The 20950-nt window shown below is 72.5% G+C and carries 21 protein-coding genes; 14 read left to right on the top strand and 7 right to left on the bottom strand.

Annotated elements, in window-relative coordinates:
• Nucleotides 1–76 precede the first annotated feature (76 nt).
• Entirely contained in the window at nt 77–1525 is a 1449-nt protein-coding gene (locus JK361_RS14655) for an NAD(P)H-quinone dehydrogenase (RefSeq protein ID WP_201817211.1), read from the bottom strand.
• A 96-nt stretch (nt 1526–1621) separates the two neighbouring features.
• On the opposite strand from JK361_RS14655, the gene JK361_RS14650 reads away from it, so the two are divergent.
• From JK361_RS14650 to JK361_RS14640, 3 genes are all read left to right on the top strand, one after another.
• A complete protein-coding gene (locus JK361_RS14650) occupies nt 1622–2083 on the top strand; it encodes a gamma-glutamylcyclotransferase family protein (protein ID WP_201817208.1) in 462 nt (153 codons plus the stop codon).
• 135 nt (nt 2084–2218) lie between these two features.
• Entirely contained in the window at nt 2219–3043 is an 825-nt protein-coding gene (locus tag JK361_RS14645; protein ID WP_201817205.1) for a purine-nucleoside phosphorylase, read from the top strand.
• Between the two features lie 110 nt (nt 3044–3153).
• Nucleotides 3154–4800, top strand: a complete 1647-nt coding sequence (locus JK361_RS14640) for a phospho-sugar mutase (RefSeq protein ID WP_201817202.1) — start codon at nt 3154–3156, stop codon at nt 4798–4800.
• Nucleotides 4801–5011: 211 nt separating this feature from the next.
• On the opposite strand, the gene JK361_RS14635 is transcribed toward JK361_RS14640, so the two are convergent.
• On the bottom strand, nt 5012–5707 hold the full coding sequence (locus tag JK361_RS14635; RefSeq protein WP_201817199.1) for a PH domain-containing protein: 696 nt from the start codon (nt 5705–5707) through the stop codon (nt 5012–5014).
• A 135-nt stretch (nt 5708–5842) separates the two neighbouring features.
• Here JK361_RS14635 and deoC point away from each other — a divergent pair, with 135 nt between their 5' ends.
• The 3 genes from deoC to JK361_RS14620 are packed head-to-tail and all read left to right on the top strand — an operon-like array spanning nt 5843 to nt 9152.
• Nucleotides 5843–6802, top strand: a complete 960-nt coding sequence (deoC, locus tag JK361_RS14630; RefSeq protein WP_201817624.1) for a deoxyribose-phosphate aldolase — start codon at nt 5843–5845, stop codon at nt 6800–6802.
• A gap of 6 nt (nt 6803–6808) precedes the next feature.
• Complete coding sequence (locus JK361_RS14625) at nt 6809–8239, top strand: aldehyde dehydrogenase family protein (protein WP_201817196.1); 1431 nt, start codon at nt 6809–6811, stop codon at nt 8237–8239.
• A complete protein-coding gene (locus JK361_RS14620) occupies nt 8232–9152 on the top strand; it encodes an aldehyde dehydrogenase family protein (protein ID WP_201817192.1) in 921 nt (306 codons plus the stop codon). Before JK361_RS14625 ends, JK361_RS14620 begins: the two co-directional genes overlap by 8 nt.
• Before the next feature lie 59 nt (nt 9153–9211).
• Here the strand turns inward: JK361_RS14620 and JK361_RS14615 are convergent, their stop codons facing one another.
• A complete protein-coding gene (locus tag JK361_RS14615) occupies nt 9212–9616 on the bottom strand; it encodes a hypothetical protein (RefSeq protein WP_201817190.1) in 405 nt (134 codons plus the stop codon).
• 127 nt (nt 9617–9743) lie between these two features.
• On the opposite strand from JK361_RS14615, the gene JK361_RS14610 reads away from it, so the two are divergent.
• The gene (locus JK361_RS14610) at nt 9744–10382 is read left to right on the top strand and encodes a uridine kinase family protein (RefSeq protein ID WP_251094664.1); all 639 of its coding nucleotides are present in this window, start codon (nt 9744–9746) and stop codon (nt 10380–10382) included.
• 209 nt (nt 10383–10591) lie between these two features.
• On the opposite strand, the gene JK361_RS14605 is transcribed toward JK361_RS14610, so the two are convergent.
• Complete coding sequence (locus JK361_RS14605; protein WP_201817189.1) at nt 10592–11329, bottom strand: SigE family RNA polymerase sigma factor; 738 nt, start codon at nt 11327–11329, stop codon at nt 10592–10594.
• A gap of 240 nt (nt 11330–11569) precedes the next feature.
• Between JK361_RS14605 and afsQ1 the strand changes: the two genes are divergently transcribed.
• The 5 genes from afsQ1 (at nt 11570) to JK361_RS14580 (ending at nt 15814) form a co-directional block, all read left to right on the top strand.
• Complete coding sequence (afsQ1, locus tag JK361_RS14600; RefSeq protein ID WP_189888718.1) at nt 11570–12247, top strand: two-component system response regulator AfsQ1; 678 nt, start codon at nt 11570–11572, stop codon at nt 12245–12247.
• On the top strand, nt 12244–13833 hold the full coding sequence (locus tag JK361_RS14595; protein ID WP_201817187.1) for an ATP-binding protein: 1590 nt from the start codon (nt 12244–12246) through the stop codon (nt 13831–13833). Before afsQ1 ends, JK361_RS14595 begins: the two co-directional genes overlap by 4 nt.
• Nucleotides 13830–14429, top strand: a complete 600-nt coding sequence (locus JK361_RS14590) for a hypothetical protein (protein WP_201817185.1) — start codon at nt 13830–13832, stop codon at nt 14427–14429. The genes JK361_RS14595 and JK361_RS14590 overlap by 4 nt, the downstream gene beginning before the upstream one ends.
• Before the next feature lie 511 nt (nt 14430–14940).
• Nucleotides 14941–15504, top strand: coding sequence for a VanZ family protein (locus tag JK361_RS14585; RefSeq protein WP_201817183.1), 564 nt, complete (start codon nt 14941–14943; stop codon nt 15502–15504).
• A 109-nt stretch (nt 15505–15613) separates the two neighbouring features.
• Nucleotides 15614–15814, top strand: coding sequence for a PspC domain-containing protein (locus JK361_RS14580; RefSeq protein ID WP_201817180.1), 201 nt, complete (start codon nt 15614–15616; stop codon nt 15812–15814).
• Nucleotides 15815–15910: 96 nt separating this feature from the next.
• Here JK361_RS14580 and JK361_RS14575 read toward each other — a convergent pair whose 3' ends face one another.
• Both JK361_RS14575 and JK361_RS14570 read right to left on the bottom strand, forming a co-directional pair.
• Entirely contained in the window at nt 15911–16267 is a 357-nt protein-coding gene (locus JK361_RS14575; protein WP_201817179.1) for an ATP-binding protein, read from the bottom strand.
• A 151-nt stretch (nt 16268–16418) separates the two neighbouring features.
• Complete coding sequence (locus JK361_RS14570) at nt 16419–17606, bottom strand: adenosine deaminase (RefSeq protein ID WP_201817177.1); 1188 nt, start codon at nt 17604–17606, stop codon at nt 16419–16421.
• Nucleotides 17607–17740: 134 nt separating this feature from the next.
• On the opposite strand from JK361_RS14570, the gene JK361_RS14565 reads away from it, so the two are divergent.
• A complete protein-coding gene (locus JK361_RS14565; RefSeq protein ID WP_201817175.1) occupies nt 17741–18502 on the top strand; it encodes a dienelactone hydrolase family protein in 762 nt (253 codons plus the stop codon).
• A 53-nt stretch (nt 18503–18555) separates the two neighbouring features.
• On the opposite strand, the gene JK361_RS14560 is transcribed toward JK361_RS14565, so the two are convergent.
• Entirely contained in the window at nt 18556–19515 is a 960-nt protein-coding gene (locus JK361_RS14560) for a LysR family transcriptional regulator (RefSeq protein WP_201817174.1), read from the bottom strand.
• A 63-nt stretch (nt 19516–19578) separates the two neighbouring features.
• Between JK361_RS14560 and JK361_RS14555 the strand changes: the two genes are divergently transcribed.
• Nucleotides 19579–20865, top strand: coding sequence for an MFS transporter (locus JK361_RS14555; RefSeq protein WP_201817173.1), 1287 nt, complete (start codon nt 19579–19581; stop codon nt 20863–20865).
• Nucleotides 20866–20950 lie beyond the last annotated feature (85 nt).

Here is a 20950-nt window from a genome sequence, read left to right as displayed (position 1 = left end):
AGAGCCTGCCCGCCCCGACTATGCCGCCCGCACTCGCCGCGACTCCCCGTGACCAGCGGGAAGCCGTCCCGGACCGTCAGGCCTCCGCGCTCGCCTTGCGCGTGTGCAGCTGCCGGGCGACCTCCGCGATCGACCCCGAAAGGGAGGGGTACACCGTGAATGCGTTCGCGATCTGTTCGACCGTCAGATTGTTGTCGACGGCGATCGAGATGGGGTGGATCAGTTCCGAGGCACGGGGCGCGACGACGACACCGCCGACGACGATCCCGGTGCCCGGCCGGCAGAAGATCTTCACGAAGCCGTCCCGGATGCCCTGCATCTTGGCGCGCGGGTTGCGCAGCAGGGGCAGCTTGACGACCCGGGCGTCGATCTTGCCCGCGTCCACGTCCGCCTGCGTGTAGCCGACCGTGGCGATCTCGGGGTCGGTGAAGACGTTGGAGGAGACCGTCTTCAGGTTCAGCGGGGTCACCGCGTCGCCGAGGAAGTGGTACATGGCGATGCGGCCCTGCATGGCGGCGACGGACGCGAGGGCGAAGACCCCGGTCACGTCACCGGCCGCGTACACGCCCGGAGCGGTCGTCCGCGAGACCTTGTCGGTCCAGATGTGGCCCGACTCGCGCAGCCTGACGCCGGCTTCCTCCAGGCCGAGGCCGGCGCTGTTCGGGATGGCGCCGACGGCCATCAGGCAGTGCGTGCCGCCGATGACCCGGCCGTCGGCCAGCGTCACCTCGACCCGGTCGCCGACGCGCTTGGCGGACTGCGCGCGGGAGCGGGCCATGACGTTCATGCCACGGCGCCGGAAGACGTCCTCCAGGACGGCGGCGGCGTCCGGGTCCTCGCCGGGCAGCACCCGGTCGCGGGAGGAGACCAGGGTGACCTTGGAGCCCAGGGCCTGGTAGGCGCCGGCGAACTCGGCACCGGTCACGCCGGAGCCGACCACGATCAGCTCTTCCGGCAGCTCGGTGAGGTCGTAGACCTGGGTCCAGTTCAGGATCCGCTCGCCGTCGGGCTGGGCGTCGGGCAGCTCGCGCGGGTGTCCGCCGGTGGCGATGAGGACGGCGTCGGCGGTGAGGGTCTCCTCGGTGCCGTCGGCGGCGGTGACGACGACCTTGCGGGAGCCGTCGAGCGACTGCATGCCGTCCAGCCGGCCGCGCCCGCGCATGACCCGGGCGCCGGCGCGGGTGACGGAGGCGGTGATGTCGTGGGACTGGGCGAGCGCGAGCCGCTTCACCCGGCGGTTGACCTTGCCCAGGTCCACCCCGACCACCCGGGCCGCCTGCTCCAGCGGCGGGGTGTCGTCGGCGACGATGATCCCCAGCTCCTCGTAGGAGGAGTCGAAGGTGGTCATCACCTCGGCCGTAGCGATAAGAGTCTTCGACGGCACGCAGTCGGTCAGCACCGACGCTCCGCCCAGACCGTCGCAGTCGACGACGGTCACCTCCGCGCCGAGCTGAGCGGCCACCAGCGCCGCTTCATATCCGCCGGGTCCGCCACCGATGATCACGATCCGAGTCACGTACCCCATTGTCCCGCACGCTTCAACGTGCTACTGCCCGGGGGCACCACCGGACCGTTCCCGGGGCGCCTGGGGCGCACGGTGCGGCTGCCGTACCCTCTCCCCATGTCGCTCTATGCCGCGTACGCCGGCAATCTCGACGCGCGCCTCATGTCCCGCCGCGCCCCGCACTCCCCGCTGCGCGCCACCGGCTGGCTGAACGGCTGGCGGCTGACCTTCGGCGGTGAGCAGCTGGGCTGGGAGGGCGCCCTGGCGACGATCGTCGAGGACCCGTTCTCCCAGGTCTTCGTCGGCCTGTACGACATCGCACCCATGGACGAGGAGTCGCTCGACCGGTGGGAGGGCGGGGTGCTCGACGGGCAGGAGGGCGCGGGACTCGACCTCTACCGCCGGGTACGCGTGCGCGTGCACACCCTGGACGGCGAGGAGGCGGCCTGGACGTACGTCCTCAACGGCTACGAGGGCGGTCTGCCGTCGGCCCGGTACCTGGGCGAGATCGCGGACGCGGCGGAGTCCGCCGGGGCACCGCACGACTATGTGATGGAACTCCGCAAGCGCCCCTGCTGAACCGGTTCCCCTCCCGCTTTCCGGGTCGTTCCTCCCGTTTTCGCCGCCCTTTGTGGAAAACGACAAGACAACGAATGCATTCCCGTGGGCTCTGTCATCTACGCGCGTAGGCGAAGACCGGTTACCCTCGTCGGCGTGAACGCATCTCTTCTTCCGGACGACATCCAGGGCGACCCCTACACCGCCGCCGACGCCGCCGCCGCGCGCCTGCGCGAACTCACCGGCGCCGAGACCCACGACGTCGCCCTCGTGATGGGCTCCGGCTGGGCTCCGGCCGTCGACGCCCTGGGCGCACCCGACGCCGAGTTCCAGGTCACCGAGCTGCCCGGCTTCCCGCCGCCGGCCGTCGAGGGGCACGGCGGCAAGATCCGCTCGTACTCCTTCGGTGACAAGCGCGCCCTGGTCTTCCTGGGCCGCACCCACTACTACGAGGGCCGTGGCGTCGCCGCCGTGGCGCACGGCGTGCGCACCGCCGTCGCCGCCGGCTGCAAGACCATCGTGCTGACCAACGGCTGCGGCGGTCTGCGCGAGGGCATGCGCCCCGGCCAGCCGGTCCTCATCAGCGACCACATCAACCTGACGGCGACCTCCCCGATCGTCGGCGCGAACTTCGTCGACCTCACCGACCTGTACTCGCCGCGCCTGCGCGCCCTGTGCAAGGAGATCGACCCCTCCCTGGAGGAGGGCGTCTACGCGCAGTTCCCCGGCCCGCACTACGAGACCCCGGCCGAGATCCGCATGGCCCGCGTCATCGGCGCGGACCTGGTCGGCATGTCCACGGTCCTCGAGGCCATCGCCGCGCGTGAGGCGGGCGCCGAGGTGCTGGGCATCTCCCTGGTCACCAACCTGGCCGCGGGCATGACCGGCGAACCCCTCAACCACGAGGAGGTCCTCCAGGCGGGCCGCGACTCGGCGGCCCGCATGGGGCAGCTGCTGGGACAGGTGCTGGGCAAGCTGTAGCCCGCCGTCCCGCCCGCCCGCCTCCGGCCGACGGTTCCGGACGGGCGGGTGGGCGCAGGGGGGTCTGGGGGCGGAGCCCTCAGCGAAGACTAGGAGAGGTTGATCCCAAGGTGCACGACGATCTCATCGCCCGGGCCGAGGCCTGGCTCGCCGAGGACCCGGACCAGGAGACCCGTGACGAGCTGGCGCGGCTGATCGACGCCGGTGACGTCGAGGAGCTGTCCGCCCGCTTCAGCGGCACGCTGCAGTTCGGCACCGCCGGCCTGCGCGGCGAGCTGGGCGCCGGCCCCATGCGCATGAACCGCGGCGTCGTGATCCGCGCCGCGGCGGGCCTCGCCGCGTACCTGAAGAAGAACGGGACCCCGCACGGGGCCGCCGACGCCGGCCTCGTGGTCATCGGCTACGACGCCCGCCACAAGTCCGCCGACTTCGCCCGGGACACCGCGGCCGTGATGACCGGCGCCGGCCTGCGTGCCGCCGTCCTCCCGCGCCCGCTGCCCACCCCCGTGCTGGCCTTCGCCATACGGCACCTCGGCGCGGTCGCGGGCGTGGAGGTCACCGCCAGCCACAACCCGCCCCGGGACAACGGCTACAAGGTCTACCTCGGCGACGGCTCGCAGATCGTCCCGCCCGCCGACGCGGGGATCGCCGCAGAGATCGACGCGATCGTCTCGCTGAACGACGTACCCCGCCCGGACGGCGGCTGGGAGATCCTGGACGACACGGTCCTGGACGCCTACCTGGCCCGTACGGACGCCGTCCTGGCCGAGGACTCCCCGCGGACCGCCCGCACGGTCTACACGGCCATGCACGGCGTCGGCAAGGACGTCCTGCTCGCCGCGTTCGCCCGGGCCGGCTTCCCCGAGCCGGTGCTGGTCGCCGAGCAGGCCGACCCGGACCCGGACTTCCCGACGGTCGCCTTCCCCAACCCGGAGGAGCCGGGCGCGATGGACCTGGCGTTCGCCGCGGCCCGCGCCACCGAACCGGACCTGGTCATCGCCAACGACCCCGACGCGGACCGCTGTGCCGTCGCCGTCAAGGACGGCGGCGACTGGCGGATGCTGCGCGGCGACGAGGTCGGCGCCCTGCTCGGCGCCCACCTGGTCCGGCGCGGCGCGCGGGGCACCTTCGCCGAGTCGATCGTCTCCTCCTCCCTGCTCGGCCGGATCGCCCGGAAGGCGGGCCTGCCCTACGAGGAGACCCTGACCGGCTTCAAGTGGATCGCCCGTGTCGACGGCCTGCGCTACGGCTACGAGGAGGCCCTCGGCTACTGCGTGGACCCGGAGGGCGTGCGCGACAAGGACGGCATCACCGCCGCGCTGCTGATCACCGAGCTGGCGTCCGTGCTGAAGGAGGAGGGCCGTACCCTTCTCGACCTGCTCGACGACCTCGCCGTGGAGCACGGTCTGCACGCCACGGACCAGCTGTCGGTGCGGGTGAAGGACCTCTCGCTGATCGCGGACGCGATGCGCCGGCTGCGGGAACGGCCGCCGGCCCGGCTGGCGGGCCTGCCCGTCACCCGGGCCGAGGACCTGAACCGGGGGACGGACACGCTGCCGCCCACGGACGGCCTGCGCTACACCCTCGACGGCGCCCGGGTCATCGTCCGCCCGAGCGGCACCGAGCCGAAGCTGAAGTGCTACCTGGAGGTCGTCGTGCCGGTGTCCGCGCCCGCCGGCCTCCCGGCCGCACGCACCCGCGCGACCGAGCTGCTGGACGCCATCAAGCGGGACCTGTCGACAACGGCCGGCATCTGACCCGCACCACCGCGCCCACTACCCCACCCCCGGGGCCCCCACCCGGGGCCCCCACCCCCCACCCCCCTCGCAGCCAGTGATTGGCAGATACGGTCCACAGTGCCCGGGGAAACGCGCAGGCCAGGGGCGTGCGGGCGGCTGCAGCGCGGCTCATTCCTGCCAATCGCTCCCTGGTGAGGGGGGAGGGGCGCGGCGGGTGGCTGGTGGGGGCTCAGGTCATCGCCAGGAGGATTGCCAGCAGTACCGCTCCGGCGACCGCGGGTGCGGCCACCTCGTAGGCCCAGCGCACGGTGACCTCCCCCTGCGCCGGCTCGGTCTCGCCGCGGGTCTCCAGGAGTTCCCGCAGGTCGTCCATGACCTGGTCGGTCTCGGCCCGGGTCGGACCGGTGTCCGGACCGCGCAGGCTGAACCCGCCGAGGCCCATGGGCCACGGCCCGAGTCCTCCGCCGCCCGGCGTCCCGCCCCGGGCCGCCTCCGCCGCCGCCCGCTGCTGCCGGCGGGCCGCCTTCTTGCGGGACCGCAGCGAGACGGGGATGGCCCACAGCTGGTACTTGGCGCCGGACTTGGCGAGGACCTCGTTGGAGAAGCCTGAGCGCAGGCCGGCGATCTCGCCCCAGGGCAGGGTGATCACCCGGAACGGATTGCGCACGCGCAGCCGGTCCTCGTTCGCGAAGACCGCCGGGCGGAGCGTGAAGGCGACGATCAGCGGCACGATCAGGATCAGGCCGGCCAGCGCCAGCCACGGGATCCGGCCGTGGCCCTTGAACAGCGCGTCGAAGCCCAGCCAGAGGACGACCAGGAGCAGCAGCACGCCGCCCGCCAGCCCCAGGGGCGAGCGGTAGATCCGGTCCCTGGAGGCGGGCGCCGGAGGCTGGGACGCGGGTGACGGGTGGTCCGGGGTGGTCATGGCCCGATTCTGCACGACGGCGCCGGGCAGGTGACCGCCCACCCGGGAACCGGCGCTCATCCGTGATCTCGGGACCGGGGATGAGCAGCGGGGGTGTACAGATGCTACGCGCGTAGATATGCTCGTCTGGTGACCATGCCCACCACTGCACCCACAGCACACGCTCTCTCGGATGTCACCGCGTCCGACAGCACGCTGCGCCGCTTCCTCCACGGGCTGCCCGGCGTCGACGCGGTCGGCCTGGAGGCGCGCGCCGCGTCTCTCGGCACCCGTTCCATCAAGACCACCGCGAAGGCGTACGCCATCGACCTCGCCATCTCGATGGTCGACCTGACGACGCTGGAAGGCGCGGACACCCCGGGCAAGGTCCGGGCGCTCGGCGCCAAGGCGGTCCACCCCGACCCCACGGACCGGACGACCCCCACGACGGCCGCCGTCTGCGTCTACCCCGACATGGTGGCCGTCGCCAAGGAGGCCGTCGCCGGCTCCGGTGTGAAGGTCGCCTCGGTGGCCACCGCCTTCCCGGCCGGCCGTGCCGCCCTCGACGTGAAGCTGGCCGACGTCCGTGACGCCGTCGCCGCCGGCGCCGACGAGATCGACATGGTGATCGACCGGGGCGCGTTCCTCGCCGGCCGGTACCTGAAGGTGTACGACGAGATCGTCGCCGTGAAGGAGGCCTGCGGGACGAGCGCCCGGCTGAAGGTCATCTTCGAGACCGGCGAGCTGTCCACGTACGACAACATCCGCCGCGCCTCCTGGCTGGGCATGCTGGCGGGCGCCGACTTCATCAAGACCTCCACCGGCAAGGTCGCCGTCAACGCGACCCCGGCGAACACCCTGCTGATGCTGGAGGCGGTGCGCGACTTCCGCGCCCAGACCGGTACCCAGGTCGGTGTGAAGCCCGCCGGCGGCATCCGCACCACCAAGGACGCGATCAAGTTCCTGGTCCTGGTCAACGAGACGGCGGGTGAGGACTGGCTGGACAACCACTGGTTCCGCTTCGGCGCCTCCTCGCTGCTCAACGACCTGCTGATGCAGCGGCAGAAGCTGGCCACCGGCCGCTACTCCGGTCCCGACTACGTGACGGTGGACTGATCCCCCATGGCATTCGAGTACGCACCCGCCCCCGAGTCCCGCGCGATCGTCGACATCGCGCCCTCGTACGGCCTGTTCATCGACGGCGAGTTCACCGAGGCCGCCGACGGCAAGGTCTTCAAGACGGTCTCGCCGTCGACGGAGGAGGTCCTCTCCGAGGTCGCCCAGGCCGGCGCCGAGGACGTCGACCGCGCGGTGAAGGCCGCCCGCAAGGCGTTCCAGAAGTGGTCGGCGCTGCCCGGCTCCGAGCGCGCCAAGTACCTGTTCCGCATCGCCCGCATCGTCCAGGAGCGCAGCCGTGAGCTGGCCGTCCTGGAGACGCTGGACAACGGCAAGCCGATCAAGGAGACCCGCGACGCGGACCTCCCGCTGGTCGCCGCGCACTTCTTCTACTACGCGGGCTGGGCCGACAAGCTCGACCACGCCGGCTACGGCGCGAACCCGAGGCCGCTGGGCGTGGCCGGCCAGGTCATCCCGTGGAACTTCCCGCTGCTGATGCTGGCGTGGAAGATCGCCCCGGCGCTGGCGACCGGCAACACGGTCGTCCTGAAGCCCGCCGAGACGACCCCCCTGTCCGCCCTCTTCTTCGCGGACATCTGCCGCCAGGCGGGCCTGCCCAAGGGTGTCGTCAACATCCTCCCGGGCTACGGCGACGCGGGCGCCGCGCTCGTCGCGCACCCGGACGTGAACAAGGTGGCCTTCACGGGCTCCACCGCGGTGGGCAAGGAGATCGCCCGCACGGTCGCCGGCACGCGGAAGAAGCTCACGCTCGAACTGGGCGGCAAGGGCGCCAACATCGTCTTCGACGACGCCCCGATCGACCAGGCCGTCGAGGGCATCGTCACGGGCATCTTCTTCAACCAGGGCCAGGTCTGCTGCGCCGGTTCCCGCCTCCTCGTGCAGGAGTCGGTCCAGGACGAGCTGCTGGACTCCCTCAAGCGCCGCCTGTCCACGCTGCGCCTCGGCGACCCGCTGGACAAGAACACCGACATCGGCGCGATCAACTCCGCCGAGCAGCTGGCCCGGATCACCGCGCTGGCCGAGCAGGGCGAGGCGGAGGGCGCCGAACGCTGGTCCCCGGCCTGCGAACTGCCGTCTGCGGGTTACTGGTTCGCGCCGACGCTGTTCACGAACGTCACCCAGGCGCACACCATCGCCCGTGACGAGATCTTCGGCCCGGTGCTGTCGGTCCTCACCTTCCGCACGCCGGACGAGGCGGTGGCCAAGGCGAACAACACGCAGTACGGCCTGTCCGCGGGCATCTGGACCGAGAAGGGCTCCCGGATCCTGGCCGTCGCGAACAAGCTGCGCGCCGGTGTCGTCTGGTCCAACACGTTCAACAAGTTCGACCCGGCCTCGCCCTTCGGCGGCTACAAGGAGTCGGGCTTCGGCCGCGAGGGCGGCCGCCACGGCCTGGAGGCGTACCTCGATGTCTGAGAAGACCGAAAAGTCTGAGAAGATCGAAAAGACTGAGCGACTCTCCGTCTTCAAGACCTACAAGCTGTACGTCGGCGGGAAGTTCCCGCGTTCCGAGAGCGGCCGGGTGTACGAGGTGTCGGACTCGAAGGGCAACTGGCTGGCCAACGCTCCGCAGTCGTCCCGCAAGGACGCCCGGGACGCGGTCGTGGCCGCGCGCAAGGCGTTCGGCGGCTGGGCCGGCGCGACCGCGTACAACCGCGGCCAGGTCCTCTACCGCGTCGCGGAGATGCTGGAGGGCCGCAAGGAGCAGTTCGTCCGGGAGGTCGCGGACGCGGAGGGGCTGTCGAAGCCGAAGGCGGCGGCGGTCGTCGACGCGGCCGTCGACCGCTGGGTCTGGTACGCGGGCTGGACCGACAAGATCGCCCAGGTGATCGGCGGCGCCAACCCCGTCGCGGGCCCGTACTTCAACCTCTCCTCCCCCGAGCCGACCGGTGTGGTCGCGGTCGTGGCCCCGCAGGAGTCGTCGTTCCTCGGTCTGGTGTCGGTCGTGGCCCCGGTGATCGCCACCGGCAACACGGCGGTCGTGATCGCCTCCGAGAAGGCCCCGCTGCCGGCGCTGTCCCTGGGCGAGGTGCTGGCCACCTCCGACGTGCCGGGCGGCGTGGTCAACATCCTGTCGGGCCGTACGGCGGAGATCGCGGCGCCGCTGGCCGCTCACCAGGACGTCAACGCGATCGACCTCGCGGGCGCGGACGAGGTGCTGGCGAAGGAGCTGGAGATCGCGGCGGCCGACAACCTGAAGCGGGTCCTGCGTCCACAGGCTGTGGATTACTTCGAGACGCCGGGCACCGACCGGATGACGGCGTTCCTGGAGACGAAGACGGTCTGGCACCCGACGGGGTCGCTGGGCGCGTCGGGCTCTTCCTACTGAGTCCGGAAGGGCACGCGGGGCCGCATGCCGGACGCGGCCCCGCGGCCCTTCCGCGCGCCTCAGTGGCCCAGCGCCCCCAGGAGCCGGCCCACCACCGGCACGGTGCGGAGGGACTCGGCCTCGGCGACCGGCGTCGTCAGTGCCTGTGACGTGACCGGCTTGAAGTCGGCCACCTGGGTGCCCAGCCCGTTGTCGAGCGGGTCCACGCCCGTGCCCGCCAGCGGGTTGGGCTTGAGGCCGGCGACCGGGCCGGTGATGTAGCCGGTCGCGCCGGAAAGCGCCGTCAGACCCGCCTGCGGGTCGATCTTGCCCAGCGAGGTGGGCCGCCACGGCACGTTCGGGGGCTGGGGGCCGGCGTCGGCGTGGGCCGCCGCCGTGCCCGTGCCCAGGGCCGCTCCGGCCACGGCGAGGGCGACCAGGGCGCGCTGCGCGGTGGGGTGCTGGGGGGAGGTGTGTCGGGCCATCGCTGGTGCCACCTTCTGGTGCGCAGGGTAATGATGTCGACACAAAGGGTAGTTGAGGTGAGAGTCACGCTCAAAAGCCGACCCGCGGGGTCGGCAGGCCGCCCCCCATGCTTCAAACTGGTGTTCCGTGAGCATTCATCCCCCGTTCCCCGCCCGCGTCGTGCTGCTGTGCGGCCCCTCGGGCTCGGGTAAGTCACTCGTCGCCGCCCGCTCCGGGCTTCCCGTGCTGCGCCTGGACGACTTCTACAAGGAGAGTGACGACCCGACTCTGCCGCTGGTGGCGGGGAGTTCGGACATCGACTGGGACCACCCCGAGTCGTGGGACGCGGACGTCGCGGTCGAGGCCATCGCCCGGCTGTGCGCGACGGGGTCGACGCCGGTGCCGGTGTACGACCTCTCGCTGAGCGCCCGTACCGGCGAGGAGACGCTCCGCATCGGCCGTGCGCCGCTGTTCATCGCGGAGGGCATCTTCGCCGCCGAGATCGTCGGGCGCTGCCGGGAACTGGGGCTGCTCGCGGACGCGCTGTGCCTGACCCGCGGACCGGTCACCACCTTCCGGCGGCGCTTCCTGCGGGATCTGAAGGAGGGCCGCAAATCGGTGCCGTTCCTGCTGCGCCGCGGCTGGCGGCTGATGCGCACGGAGCGGTCGATCATCTCCCGCCAGGTGTCCCTCGGCGCACATCCGTGCGACCGGGACGAGGCGCTCGGCCGGCTCGCGGCAGCGGGACGGAACCCGGCCGCGAAGGACACCGCGACCGTCAACTGAGGAACCCCGCCGGCGGGCGGCCGCGTCCGCGCGAGCGGCGCCGCTCCTGACGGACCCGCGCGACGGGACCGGGACATGCAAAACGGGACTGGCCGGACCCCCCGGCCCACCAGTCCCGTTCCTCTTGCTCCCCCGTGGGCCGCCCCCCAGCGGCCCGCGTTCTCCCCCGTGTTCCCTACCTCAGGCCACCCCCCGGTGACCTCCGGCCCTCAGGCGACCAGCTCGCCGAAGGCGTCCTCCTCGTCACGGCCGAAGCTGAGGACCTCGTCCTCGCGCAGCCGGCGGAGCGACCGCCAGATGCTGGACTTCACCGTGCCGACACTGATGCCGAGGATCTCCGCGATCTCCGGGTCCGTGCGGCCCTCGTAGTAGCGCAGGACCAGCATGGTGCGCTGGAGTTCGGGCAGCCGGGCCAGCGCCTGCCACAGGACCGCGCGCAGCTCGGTGCCGCGCATCGCGTCCGTCTCGCCGGGCGTCTCCGGCAGTTCCTCGGTCGGGTACTCGTTGAGCTTGCGGCGCCGCCAGGCGCTGATGTGCAGGTTCGTCATGGTGCGGCGCAGGTATCCGCCGACCGCCGCCTTGTCGCTGATCCGGTCCCACGCCTTGTACGTCGAGAACAGCGCGCTCTGGAGCAGGTCCTCGGCCTCGAAGCGGTCACCGGTCAGGTGGTAGGCGGTGGCGTACAGGGAGGCGCGGCGCTCCTGGACGTAGGCGGTGAACTCCGCCTCGCTCAGCGAACGACGCTCCCCCGATTCCTCCCCGTACGCGGCTCCCCCGTGCGTCTCCCCCGTGTGAGCGTCAACCACCGACATGTAGGCCGGGTGCTGACGCCCGGTGCCGCGAGCGCACCCCCGCCCGCTCACGGCACCGGACTTCTCGGATCCCCGGTGCACGTCGTGCAGACGCGTGACCACTGCGCTGGTGCTGATGCCGTGCAGCGTTTTCATCTCGCGCTCCCCGTCGTGGACTTCCGGTGATTCGGTGTTGCCGGGCCGGTTCCGGATCGCCGTCCGGCCCGTGACCAAAAGACTGCCGGGGTGACTTCATCGCCGTGTCCGCCGACTGTCACAGACCTGTCACAGGGGTCCCTCCCAGGGCTGTCACACACTGCGCACAGGTGGTGGCACTAGGGAAGGCATCGTGCCGGCAGGTCGTACGACACCCCGTCCATGGGCCAGAATGAGCCCGTGCCTTCCCTGTTGCTGATCGAGGACGACGACGCCATCCGCACGGCCCTGGAGCTCTCACTGACGCGCCAGGGACACCGGGTGGCCACCGCTGCCAGCGGCGAGGACGGTCTGAAGCTGCTGCGCGAGCAGCGGCCGGACCTGATCGTGCTGGACGTGATGCTGCCCGGCATCGACGGCTTCGAGGTGTGCCGGCGCATCCGGCGCACCGACCAGCTGCCGATCATCCTGCTGACCGCCCGCAGTGACGACATCGACGTCGTGGTCGGGCTGGAGTCGGGGGCCGACGACTACGTCGTCAAGCCGGTGCAGGGGCGGGTGCTGGACGCCCGGATCCGGGCCGTGCTGCGGCGCGGAGAGCGCGAGTCCAGCGACTCGGCGGCCTTCGGCAACCTCGTCATCGACCGCTCGGCGATGACCGTCACGAAGAACGGCGAGGACCTCCAGCTGACCCCGACCGAACTCAGGCTGCTGCTGGAGCTGAGCCGGCGGCCCGGTCAGGCGCTGTCCCGGCAGCAGCTGCTCCGCCTGGTGTGGGAGCACGACTACCTGGGTGACTCACGCCTGGTCGACGCGTGTGTGCAGCGGCTGCGCGCCAAGGTCGAGGACGTGCCGTCGTCCCCGACGCTGATCCGTACCGTCCGTGGTGTCGGCTACCGCCTGGACGCCCCTCAGTGACCGATACGCAAGGGGGGCTGCGCGGCTGGGCCGCGGGGCGCAAGGGAAGTCTGTCGCGGCTCAGGTTCACCAGCCTGAGGCTGCGCCTGGTGCTGGTCTTCGGCCTGGTCGCGCTCACCGCCGCGGTGTCGGCGTCGGGCATCGCCTACTGGCTCAACCGGGAGGCGGTCCTCACCCGCGCCCAGGACGCGGTGCTGCGCGACTTCCGGCAGGAGATGCAGAACCGAGCGGGCGCGCTGCCCGCGCACCCGAGCCAGGACCAGCTTCAGCGCGCGGCGGGCCAGATGGCCGCCAGCAGCCAGCGGTTCAGCGTGCTCCTGGTCGCCCAGGACGCCGACGGCAACACGGTGTACGGCAACTCGGGCGGCATCAACGGCTTCGCGCTGGAGGACGTGCCCGAGTCGCTGCGCACGGCCGTGGCCAAGCGGCAGCAGGTGACGGACGCCAACAAGGAGCCGTACCACCTGTACTGGCAGCGGGTCACGGACAACGGCACGCCGTTCCTGGTGGCCGGTACGCGCGTCATCGGCGGCGGGCCGACCGGCTACATGGCGAAGTCCCTGGAGCCGGAGGCCAAGGACCTCAACTCGCTGGCCTGGTCGCTGGGCATCGCCACGGGGCTCGCGCTGATCGGTGCCGCGCTGCTCGCGCAGGCCGCCGCCACGACCGTGCTGAAGCCGGTGCACCGGCTCGGTGTGGCCGCCAACCGGCTCGGCGAGGGCAAGCTGGACACCCGGCTGCGGGTGTCCGGCACCGACGAACTCGCCGACCTGTCGCGGACGTTCAACAATGCGGCCGAGGCGCTGGAGCAGCGGGTCGCGGAGATGGCCGCGCGGGACGAGGCGTCCCGCCGGTTCGTCGCCGACATGTCCCACGAGCTGCGCACACCGCTCACCGCCATCACCGCCGTCACGGAGGTGCTGGAGGAGGAGCTGGAGGCGGAGACCGGGAGCATGGACCCGATGATCGAGCCCGCCGTCCGGCTCGTGGTCAGCGAGACCCGGCGGCTGAACGACCTGGTCGAGAACCTGATGGAGGTCACCCGCTTCGACGCGGGCACCGCCCGGCTGGTGCTGGACGACGTCGACATCGCCGACCAGATCACCGCCTGCATCGACGCCCGCGCCTGGCTGGACGCGGTCGACCTGGACGCCGAGCGCGGCATCCACGCCCGCATCGACCCGCGCCGCCTGGACGTCATCCTCGCCAACCTGATCGGCAACGCGCTCAAGCACGGCGGCTCGCCGGTGCGGGTGTCGGTACGGGAGGCGGGCGAGACGATGGAGATCCAGGTCCGCGACCACGGGCCCGGCATCCCGGAGGACGTCCTTCCGCACGTCTTCGACCGCTTCTACAAGGCCAGCGCCTCCCGGCCGCGCTCCGAGGGCAGCGGGCTCGGGCTCTCCATCGCCCTGGAGAACGCCCACATCCACGGTGGCGAGATCACCGCCGCCAACTCCCCGGAGGGCGGGGCGGTCTTCACGCTCCGGCTGCCGCGGGACGCCTCACGGCTGACCGAGGAGGACGGCGGGGGCGCGGAGAACGGCCAGTCCGGCCGCAACGGTTCGGGAAAGGAGGGGTCATGACCGTACGACGCCTGCTGGCGCTGCCCCTCCTGGGCGCGCTGCTCACGGGCTGCGGCATCCGGGCCACGGAGGTGCCGACCGACTTCGGGGCGGCGCCGTCCCGGGTGCCGTGCTCGCTGGCCGGGCCCGATCTGTCCACGCAGTCCTCGCGCGGGGTGCCCGTGCAGGTCTTCCTGCTGTGCGGGGCGTCCCTGGTGGCCGTGGACCGCACCGTGCGGGTCCCGGAGGGCACCCCGGACGCCCGGCGCCGGGTGATCGTGGCGCAGGGGCTGCTGGACCAGCTCGCCACGTCGCCGTCGGCCGCGGAGCGGTCCGCGGGCTACACGACGTACGTGCCGGGCGGCCTCGGTGTGAGCGGGCCCGGCCCGAAGGATCCCGAGGACACGCTGCGCCTGAGCACGCCTCCCACGCGTCTCACCTCCTACGCCCTGGCCCAGCTGGTGTGCACGCTGTCCGACTCGGCGGCGACGGAGGACGACGGCTCGGTCATCCTGGGCGGCCCGCGGTCGGGTCCGGTGCGGCGTTACGAGTGCACGGACGACGTCCGAGACCGCCCCGGCACCACGCACCCGCCGTCCACCGAGGTGACGGGCTAGCGGGCAGCCACGGAGCGGGGGCGCCGAAGCGTCCGGCGGGCTGCAGACCCGGCGTCCGACCGCGGGCCGGTGGGGGCCGGTCGCGCAGTTCCCCGCGCCCCTTGGGAAACCGCGGCGCCGTCCGCCTCACAGCACCGGCGCTGCGGCGGGCGTTCGGCTGCGGGCCGTACCCAGCCTGCGGACAGTCGAAGGTCCCAGCCGCGGGCAGTCGTGCCGCTGGGGCGGCACGGGCGGGCGCGGCGGCACCCCGCCCGAGGTGACCGGCCGGCCCAGGGACGCACCCAGCCGCGGGCAGTCGTGCCGCTGGGGCGGCACGGGTGGGCGCGGCGGCACCCCGCCCGCGCGGTGAGCGGCCTGCCCCGCCCCGACACCCCTTCCCCGCCTCGCCCCGGCACGTAGGCCCCCGCCCCGCCCCGGCACGTCGGTCCTCGCTCCGCCCCGTTACGACGTACTCACGCCAAAACGTTTCCGTCGCGGAACCAATCACGCCCGCCCCTGCGTCTAGGGGGTCGTGCAGCGTCAAGGCTCCATCGGCGGCAACGCCGCGATCCGCATCCGTGTGACAGGGGGTGTCCTCCTCGTCGCGCACGTCGCCCTCGTCGCCTGGCTGATGCTGCGCCCCCTGGACGTCCCCTGGGTGATGCCCCCGAACCTGCGCCCGCTGGCCGGCATCCGGGCCGATCTGGCCCTGGGCTGGCCGGGGGCCGTCAGACCCCTCGGCGAGGGTCTCGCGCTGCTCGCGCCGCTGGGCGTGCTGCTGCCGGCGGCACACGGCAGACTCGCCGTCTCCCCGCTCGCGTCGCTGATCCGTACGGCCGCGGCGGGCGCCCTGATCTCCCTGGGCATCGCCCTGTTGCAGACCGGCGTGCCGGGCCGGGTCGTGGACGTCGACTCGCTGCTGCTGAACACGGCGGGTGTCGTCCTGGCCCACCTGGCCGTCGTACCGGCGGGCCGGGCCTGGCTGCGGCGGCGGGCCGCGGAGGATCCCGGCGCGGCCGGGCAGGCGGTCACCGTCCAGGAGGAGCTGTCTCAGGGGCGTACCCCGACGATTCCCAGGGTCGGTATCGCCCCGTAGAGCGATGCTTCGTCCCCTTCGTCTCCGTACCGTGGATGTCAGTTGAGGGGCCCCGCCCAGGGGCCCGCCACCGACTCGGGAGCGAGTCGACGACCACGGAGGAACCGAGATGACCGCCCTCGCCCGCCCCACCCACGGCCGCATGATCGGCGGAGTCTGCGCCGCGCTGGCCCGGCGCTTCGGCACCTCGGCCACGACGATGCGGGTGATCTTCCTGGCCTCCTGCCTGCTGCCCGGCCCGCAGTTCCTGGTCTACATAGCGCTGTGGCTGCTGCTGCCGTCCGAGGACAAGGCCCGTACCGCCTGGTGAGCGCGGGCGCGGGCGCGCGGGACGGGGGCGGATATGACACTGGGGCGCTCCCGGACGGTTCCGGGGCGCCCCAGCGGCGTCGTGCGGCAGGCGGTGTCAGCCGAGCGGGATCCCGTTCACCGGCACTCCGTGCGTGGGCAGACCCGTCTTCTGCAGGGGCAGTCCGCCGAGCAGCCCGGCGACCGGCGCGGTCGGCCCCTCGGCGAGGACCTTCTGCACGGCGGGCTGGGCGGCGGCCAGCCCGGCACCCACGGCACCCTGCCCCTGCGTGAGCGCCTCGGTGGCACCCGGCACCGCCTTGCCGACGTTCTCGGCCGGCAGCGTCCTGGTGACGGTGTCCAGGGCCTGCGTGGCGTTCGGGACGGCCGGGGCGGCGTTGGCCGCGCCCGCGCCGACGGCGGCGATGGCGGCACCGAGGGCGGCGACACCCAGGGTCTTGGCAGACTGCTTCATGGTGAATGCGTCCTTGCATGCGGAGACGGGTGATCACAAACGATCTGAGCGGTCCACGACCGTAAACATGCCGGGCCACCCGCCGCAAACACCGAAATGCGGACGCCTTGTGAAAGCGCGTTCGCATTCCGTTCCGGCCGATGTCCGGCGACTATGCCTCCGGACCGCCGGAACCGCTGGTAGACGCGGTCTGCCGGAACAGCCATTCGGACTTCAGCTCGGCATATCCGGGCTTGATCACGTCATTGATCATCGCAAGCCGTTCATCGAAAGGAATGAACGCTGATTTCATCGCATTGACGGAGAACCACTGCAGGTCGTCGAGCGTATAACCGAATGCGTCGACGAGGTGCTCGAATTCCCGGCTCATGCTGGTGTGCGACATCAGCCGGTTGTCGGTGTTCACCGTGGCCCGGAAGTGCAGGCGGCGCAGCAGACCGATCGGGTGCTCGGCGTAGGAGGGCGCGGCGCCGGTCTGGAGGTTGGAGCTGGGGCACAGCTCCAGCGGGATCCGCTTGTCCCGCACGTAGGAGGCGAGCCGGCCGAGCCTGACCGAGCCGTCCTCCCGGACCTCGATGTCGTCGATGATCCGCACCCCGTGCCCGAGCCGGTCGGCGCCGCACCACTGGAGCGCCTGCCAGATGGACGGCAGCCCGAAGGCCTCGCCGGCGTGGATGGTGAAGTGGTTGTTCTCCCGCTTGAGGTACTCGAAGGCGTCGAGGTGGCGGGTGGGCGGGTAGCCGGCCTCGGCCCCGGCGATGTCGAAGCCGACCACGCCCGAGTCCCGGTAGCGGTTGGCGAGTTCGGCGATCTCCAGGGAACGGGCCGCGTGCCGCATGGCGGTCAGCAGGGCGCCGACCCGGATCCGCCGGCCGTTCTCCCGGGCCAGCCGCTCGCCCTGCCGGAACCCCTCGTTGACGGCCTCGACCACCGTCTCCAGGGTCAGGCCGGCCTCGAGGTGCTGCTCGGGCGCGTACCGCACCTCGGCGTAGACGACCCCGTCCTCGGCGAGGTCCTCGGCGCACTCCCGGGCGACCCGGATCAGGGCCTCCCGGGTCTGCATCACGCCGACGGTGTGCCGGAAGGTCTCCAGATACCGTTCCAGCGAGCCGGAGTCGGCCGCCTCCTGGAACCAGATCCCCAGTTTGTCCGGGTCGGCATCGGGAAGTTCGGCGTACCCGGTCTCCCGGGCGAGTTCGACGACGGTCCCCGGGCGGAGTCCGCCGTCGAGGTGATCGTGCAGCAGTACCTTGGGCGCCCGGCGGATCTGGTCCGGCGTCGGAACATGTGCCGGCACGGGCGCCGGGACGGCCCCCGTCGGTGCAGTCTGGCTCGTCATTTCCGCACTCTAGCGCCTACGCGCGTAGAGGTCCCGGTATGCGCGGCAGCTGATTCCGGGCACTTTTCCGCCGATACGCAAAGGTGACCCCCCGGACTGGTTTCGTGCACCCCGCCTTCTGAAACTGTTCTGTCATGGGACAGCAAGCGACGCCGGTCCGAACGGCCAGGCTGGGAAAGGCAGTCGGCCCGGAGCCGACGTCGGTGAGCGGAGTGGTGCTGCTGCTCCCCGGCGGGGAGGAGGCATCCGCCCGCCGGCCCTCCCCCGTCTGGGCGGCGGCCCTCGTCCGCTCCCTGGGCCGCGCGCTCTCCCGCGCGGGCCGCGCCGAGGGGCTGGCCGTCCACCCCGTCCTCTACCGCTACCGCGGCTGGAACGGCAGCGAGGCACATCTGGCGGCGGACGCCGAGTGGGCCGCCGACGAGGTCGTACGACGGTACGGGGACGTACCCGTGTGCCTGGTCGGGGTGGACATGGGCGGGCGCGCGGCACTGCGGACGGGCGGCCACGAGGCGGTCAACTCCGTTGTGGCACTGGCCCCCTGGCTGCCCGAGGAGGACGTCGCCGCGGCCGTCGAGCCGGTGAAGCAGCTGGTCGGGCGCCGGGTGCTGATCGCGCACGGCACGAACGACGGACGGACCGATCCCGAGCTGTCGTTCCGGTTCGCGGCGCGGGCGAAGAAGGTGAACCGGGAGGTGTGCCGGTTCGAAGTGCACTCCGACGGCCACGCTCTGCACGGCCACCGTGACGAAGTGCTCTGCCTGACCTCCGACTTCGTGATGGGCGCGCTGTTCGGGTGTCCGGTGTCGCGGCCGGTGGAGGACGCGCTGGCGGCGCCGCCGCCGATCGGTCTGCGGATGCCGTTGGCCGCGGGGTTCGGCAAGTCTCTGAAGCGGTAGAGGCCGGGCCGGCCGCGGGTGCGTGGTGGCTCGTCGCGCGGCTCCGCACCCCTTCAGGGAAGGAGACTCCCCCTCCTCGACAGCAGGAACTTCTTGAACGCGGCCACCGGAGGTGTGTCCGGCCGGTCGGCCAGCCAGGCGACGCCGATCTCGCGGACCGCCCGGGGCGCCGTGACCGTCAGCTCCACCACGCCCGGCCGCGCGACCGTCGGCGGCGGCAGGAGGGCGACCCCCAGGCCCGCCGCCACCAGGCCCCTCAGCGTCTCCGCCTCCTCGCCCTCGAAGGCGACCCGGGGGCGGAAGCCGGCCTCGCGGCACAGGGCGTCGAAGATGCGGCGCAGGCCGTAGCCGGGCTCCAGGGTGACGAAGATTTCCTCGGCCGCCTCGGCCAGCCGGATGCGGCGGCGGGCGGCCAGGCGGTGGTCGGCGGGGACGACCAGGCGCAGCTTCTGCTCGTCCAGCCGGCGGGCGACCAGATCGGGCGCGTCGGGTACGGGCGAGGTGAGACAGAGGTCCAGCTCGCCCGCCCGGAGCCGTTCCAGCATCGCCTCGCCGTAGTTCTGGACCAGGCTGAAGCGGACCCGCGGGTGATCGGCCCGGAAGGCGTGCAGCAGGCCTGGTACGGTCTCGGCGCCCATCGTGTGCAGGAAGCCGAAGGCGACCTTGCCGGTGGCCGGGTCGGCGTCCGCGCGGACCTCCTCGGCGGCGCGCCCGATCTCGGCGAGGGCCCGCTCGACGGAGGCGAGGAAGGTGCGGCCGGCCGTGGTCAGGGAGACCGTGCGGCCGTGCCGGGCGAACAGGTCGACACCCAGGTCCTGCTCCAGGCGGGCCATCGCCCGGGAGAGCGTGGACTGGGGGACGTTCATCTCCTGCGCGGCCCGGGTGACGTGCTCGGTCCGGGCGACGCCTGCGAAGTAGGCGAGGCGGGGCGCGAGCAGCCGCGTCAGCTCGCCCATGTCTTGTGTGTCACCGGACGGTGACAGTCGCCCCTGTGACCTCTGCTGATGCGCCATGGGAACGATTATGGCGATTCCATGCATTGGACGGATGAGTGCGGCCGTACCTACGGTCGAAGCATGTCTCCCGCCAGTACCGGGGCGTCCACCAGCGTGGACGCCGTTCCTTCCGTCTCTGTCCCCGACTCCGACTCCCGGCTGACCCCGGGCGGCCCCGGCTACCGCCGGATGAGCCTCGCCCTCTTCCTCGCCGGGGTCGCGACCTTCGCCCTGCTGTACTCCACCCAGGCCCTGCTCCCGCTGATCTCCGGGGAGTTCGGCGTCGCGGCCGGCGAGGCGAGCTGGACCGTGGCGGCCGCGACCGGCGGACTGGCCCTGTTCGTGCTGCCCATGAGCGCCCTGTCGGAGCGCTACGGCCGCCGTACGGTGATGACGGCCTCGCTCGCCGTCGCCGTCGCGGTCGGCATGCTGGTGCCCTTCGCGCCGTCGATCGGCGCGCTGGTGGTGCTGCGCGGGGTGCAGGGCGCGGCGCTGGCCGGCCTGCCGGCCTCGGCGACGGCGTACCTGGCCGAGGAGGTCCGGCCGAAGGCGCTGGTCACGGCGATCGGGCTGTTCGTGGCGGGCAACAGCGTCGGCGGGATGAGCGGCCGGGTGATCACCGGCTGGGTCGCCCAGGAATGGGGCTGGCGGGTCTCGGTCGGCGTGATCGGCGTGCTCGCGGTCGGCTGCGCGGTGGCCTTCCGGCTGCTGCTGCCGGCCCCGAGGCACTTCACGGCGGGCTCGCTGCGCCCGCGCGTGCTGCTCGGCACGGTCCGCGCCCACCTCGCCGACCCGCTGCTGCGCCGCCTGTACGCGATCGGCGCACTGTTCATGACGGTGTTCGGCGGTGTCTACACGGCGATCGGCTACCGGCTGACGGAGCAGCCGTTCGGGCTGCCGCAGGGCATCGTGGGCTCGATCTTCCTGGTCTACCTGGTGGGTACGGTCTCCGCGTCCACCGCGGGCCGGCTGGTGGGCCGGCTCGGCCGCCGGGGCGCGCTGTACCTGGCGGGCGGTACGACGGCGGCGGGCCTGCTCCTCTCCCTGGCCGCGTCCCTCCCGCTGGTCCTGCTGGGCCTGGTGCTGATCACGGCGGGTTTCTTCGCCGGGCACGCGGTCGCCTCCTCGGCGGTCAGCAAGACGGCCGTCCACGGCCGTGCGCAGGCCGCGGCGCTGTACCAGTCCGCGTACTACATCGGCTCCAGTGCCGGCAGCACGGTCGGCGCGATGGCCTTCCACGCGGACGGCTGGGCCGGCACGGTCGCCATCGGCCTCCTCGCCGTCCTCGGCGTCGTCACCATCACCGTCCTCGGCTCCCGGGCCGCCCGGGCGGCTGCCCGCCGGCCCCTCGTGGCCGACGCACGCTGACCCGCCCCTCCGGGAGCGCGGCACCGCGGCCGCCCGCGGCCCGCACCGCCCGAGTCGGCGCAAGTACCGTCTCTCACCTGCACGT

The sequence above is a fragment of the Streptomyces musisoli genome, assembly GCF_016741855.1.
Lineage (GTDB): Bacteria > Actinomycetota > Actinomycetes > Streptomycetales > Streptomycetaceae > Streptomyces > Streptomyces musisoli.
Note: the sequence above shows the minus strand (reverse complement) of the source record. Positions and strands in the feature narration are given on the sequence as shown.

Excerpts from the sequence above, each read along its gene's own strand:
- JK361_RS14575 (WP_201817179.1), bottom strand. The coding sequence starts at position 16,267 with ATGAAGCAGTCTGCCAAGACCCTGGGTGTCGCCGCCCTCGGTGCCGCC.
- JK361_RS14605 (WP_201817189.1), bottom strand. The coding sequence starts at position 11,329 with ATGAAAACGCTGCACGGCATCAGCACCAGCGCAGTGGTCACGCGTCTG.
- JK361_RS14560 (WP_201817174.1), bottom strand. The coding sequence starts at position 19,515 with ATGGCGCATCAGCAGAGGTCACAGGGGCGACTGTCACCGTCCGGTGAC.
- JK361_RS14655 (WP_201817211.1), bottom strand. The coding sequence starts at position 1,525 with ATGGGGTACGTGACTCGGATCGTGATCATCGGTGGCGGACCCGGCGGA.
- JK361_RS14620 (WP_201817192.1), top strand. The coding sequence starts at position 8,232 with ATGTCTGAGAAGACCGAAAAGTCTGAGAAGATCGAAAAGACTGAGCGA.
- JK361_RS14635 (WP_201817199.1), bottom strand. The coding sequence starts at position 5,707 with ATGACCACCCCGGACCACCCGTCACCCGCGTCCCAGCCTCCGGCGCCC.
- JK361_RS14615 (WP_201817190.1), bottom strand. The coding sequence starts at position 9,616 with ATGGCCCGACACACCTCCCCCCAGCACCCCACCGCGCAGCGCGCCCTG.
- deoC (WP_201817624.1), top strand. The coding sequence starts at position 5,843 with ATGCCCACCACTGCACCCACAGCACACGCTCTCTCGGATGTCACCGCG.
- JK361_RS14625 (WP_201817196.1), top strand. The coding sequence starts at position 6,809 with ATGGCATTCGAGTACGCACCCGCCCCCGAGTCCCGCGCGATCGTCGAC.
- JK361_RS14650 (WP_201817208.1), top strand. The coding sequence starts at position 1,622 with ATGTCGCTCTATGCCGCGTACGCCGGCAATCTCGACGCGCGCCTCATG.
- JK361_RS14580 (WP_201817180.1), top strand. The coding sequence starts at position 15,614 with ATGACCGCCCTCGCCCGCCCCACCCACGGCCGCATGATCGGCGGAGTC.
- JK361_RS14555 (WP_201817173.1), top strand. The coding sequence starts at position 19,579 with ATGTCTCCCGCCAGTACCGGGGCGTCCACCAGCGTGGACGCCGTTCCT.
- JK361_RS14590 (WP_201817185.1), top strand. The coding sequence starts at position 13,830 with ATGACCGTACGACGCCTGCTGGCGCTGCCCCTCCTGGGCGCGCTGCTC.
- JK361_RS14565 (WP_201817175.1), top strand. The coding sequence starts at position 17,741 with ATGGGACAGCAAGCGACGCCGGTCCGAACGGCCAGGCTGGGAAAGGCA.
- JK361_RS14570 (WP_201817177.1), bottom strand. The coding sequence starts at position 17,606 with ATGACGAGCCAGACTGCACCGACGGGGGCCGTCCCGGCGCCCGTGCCG.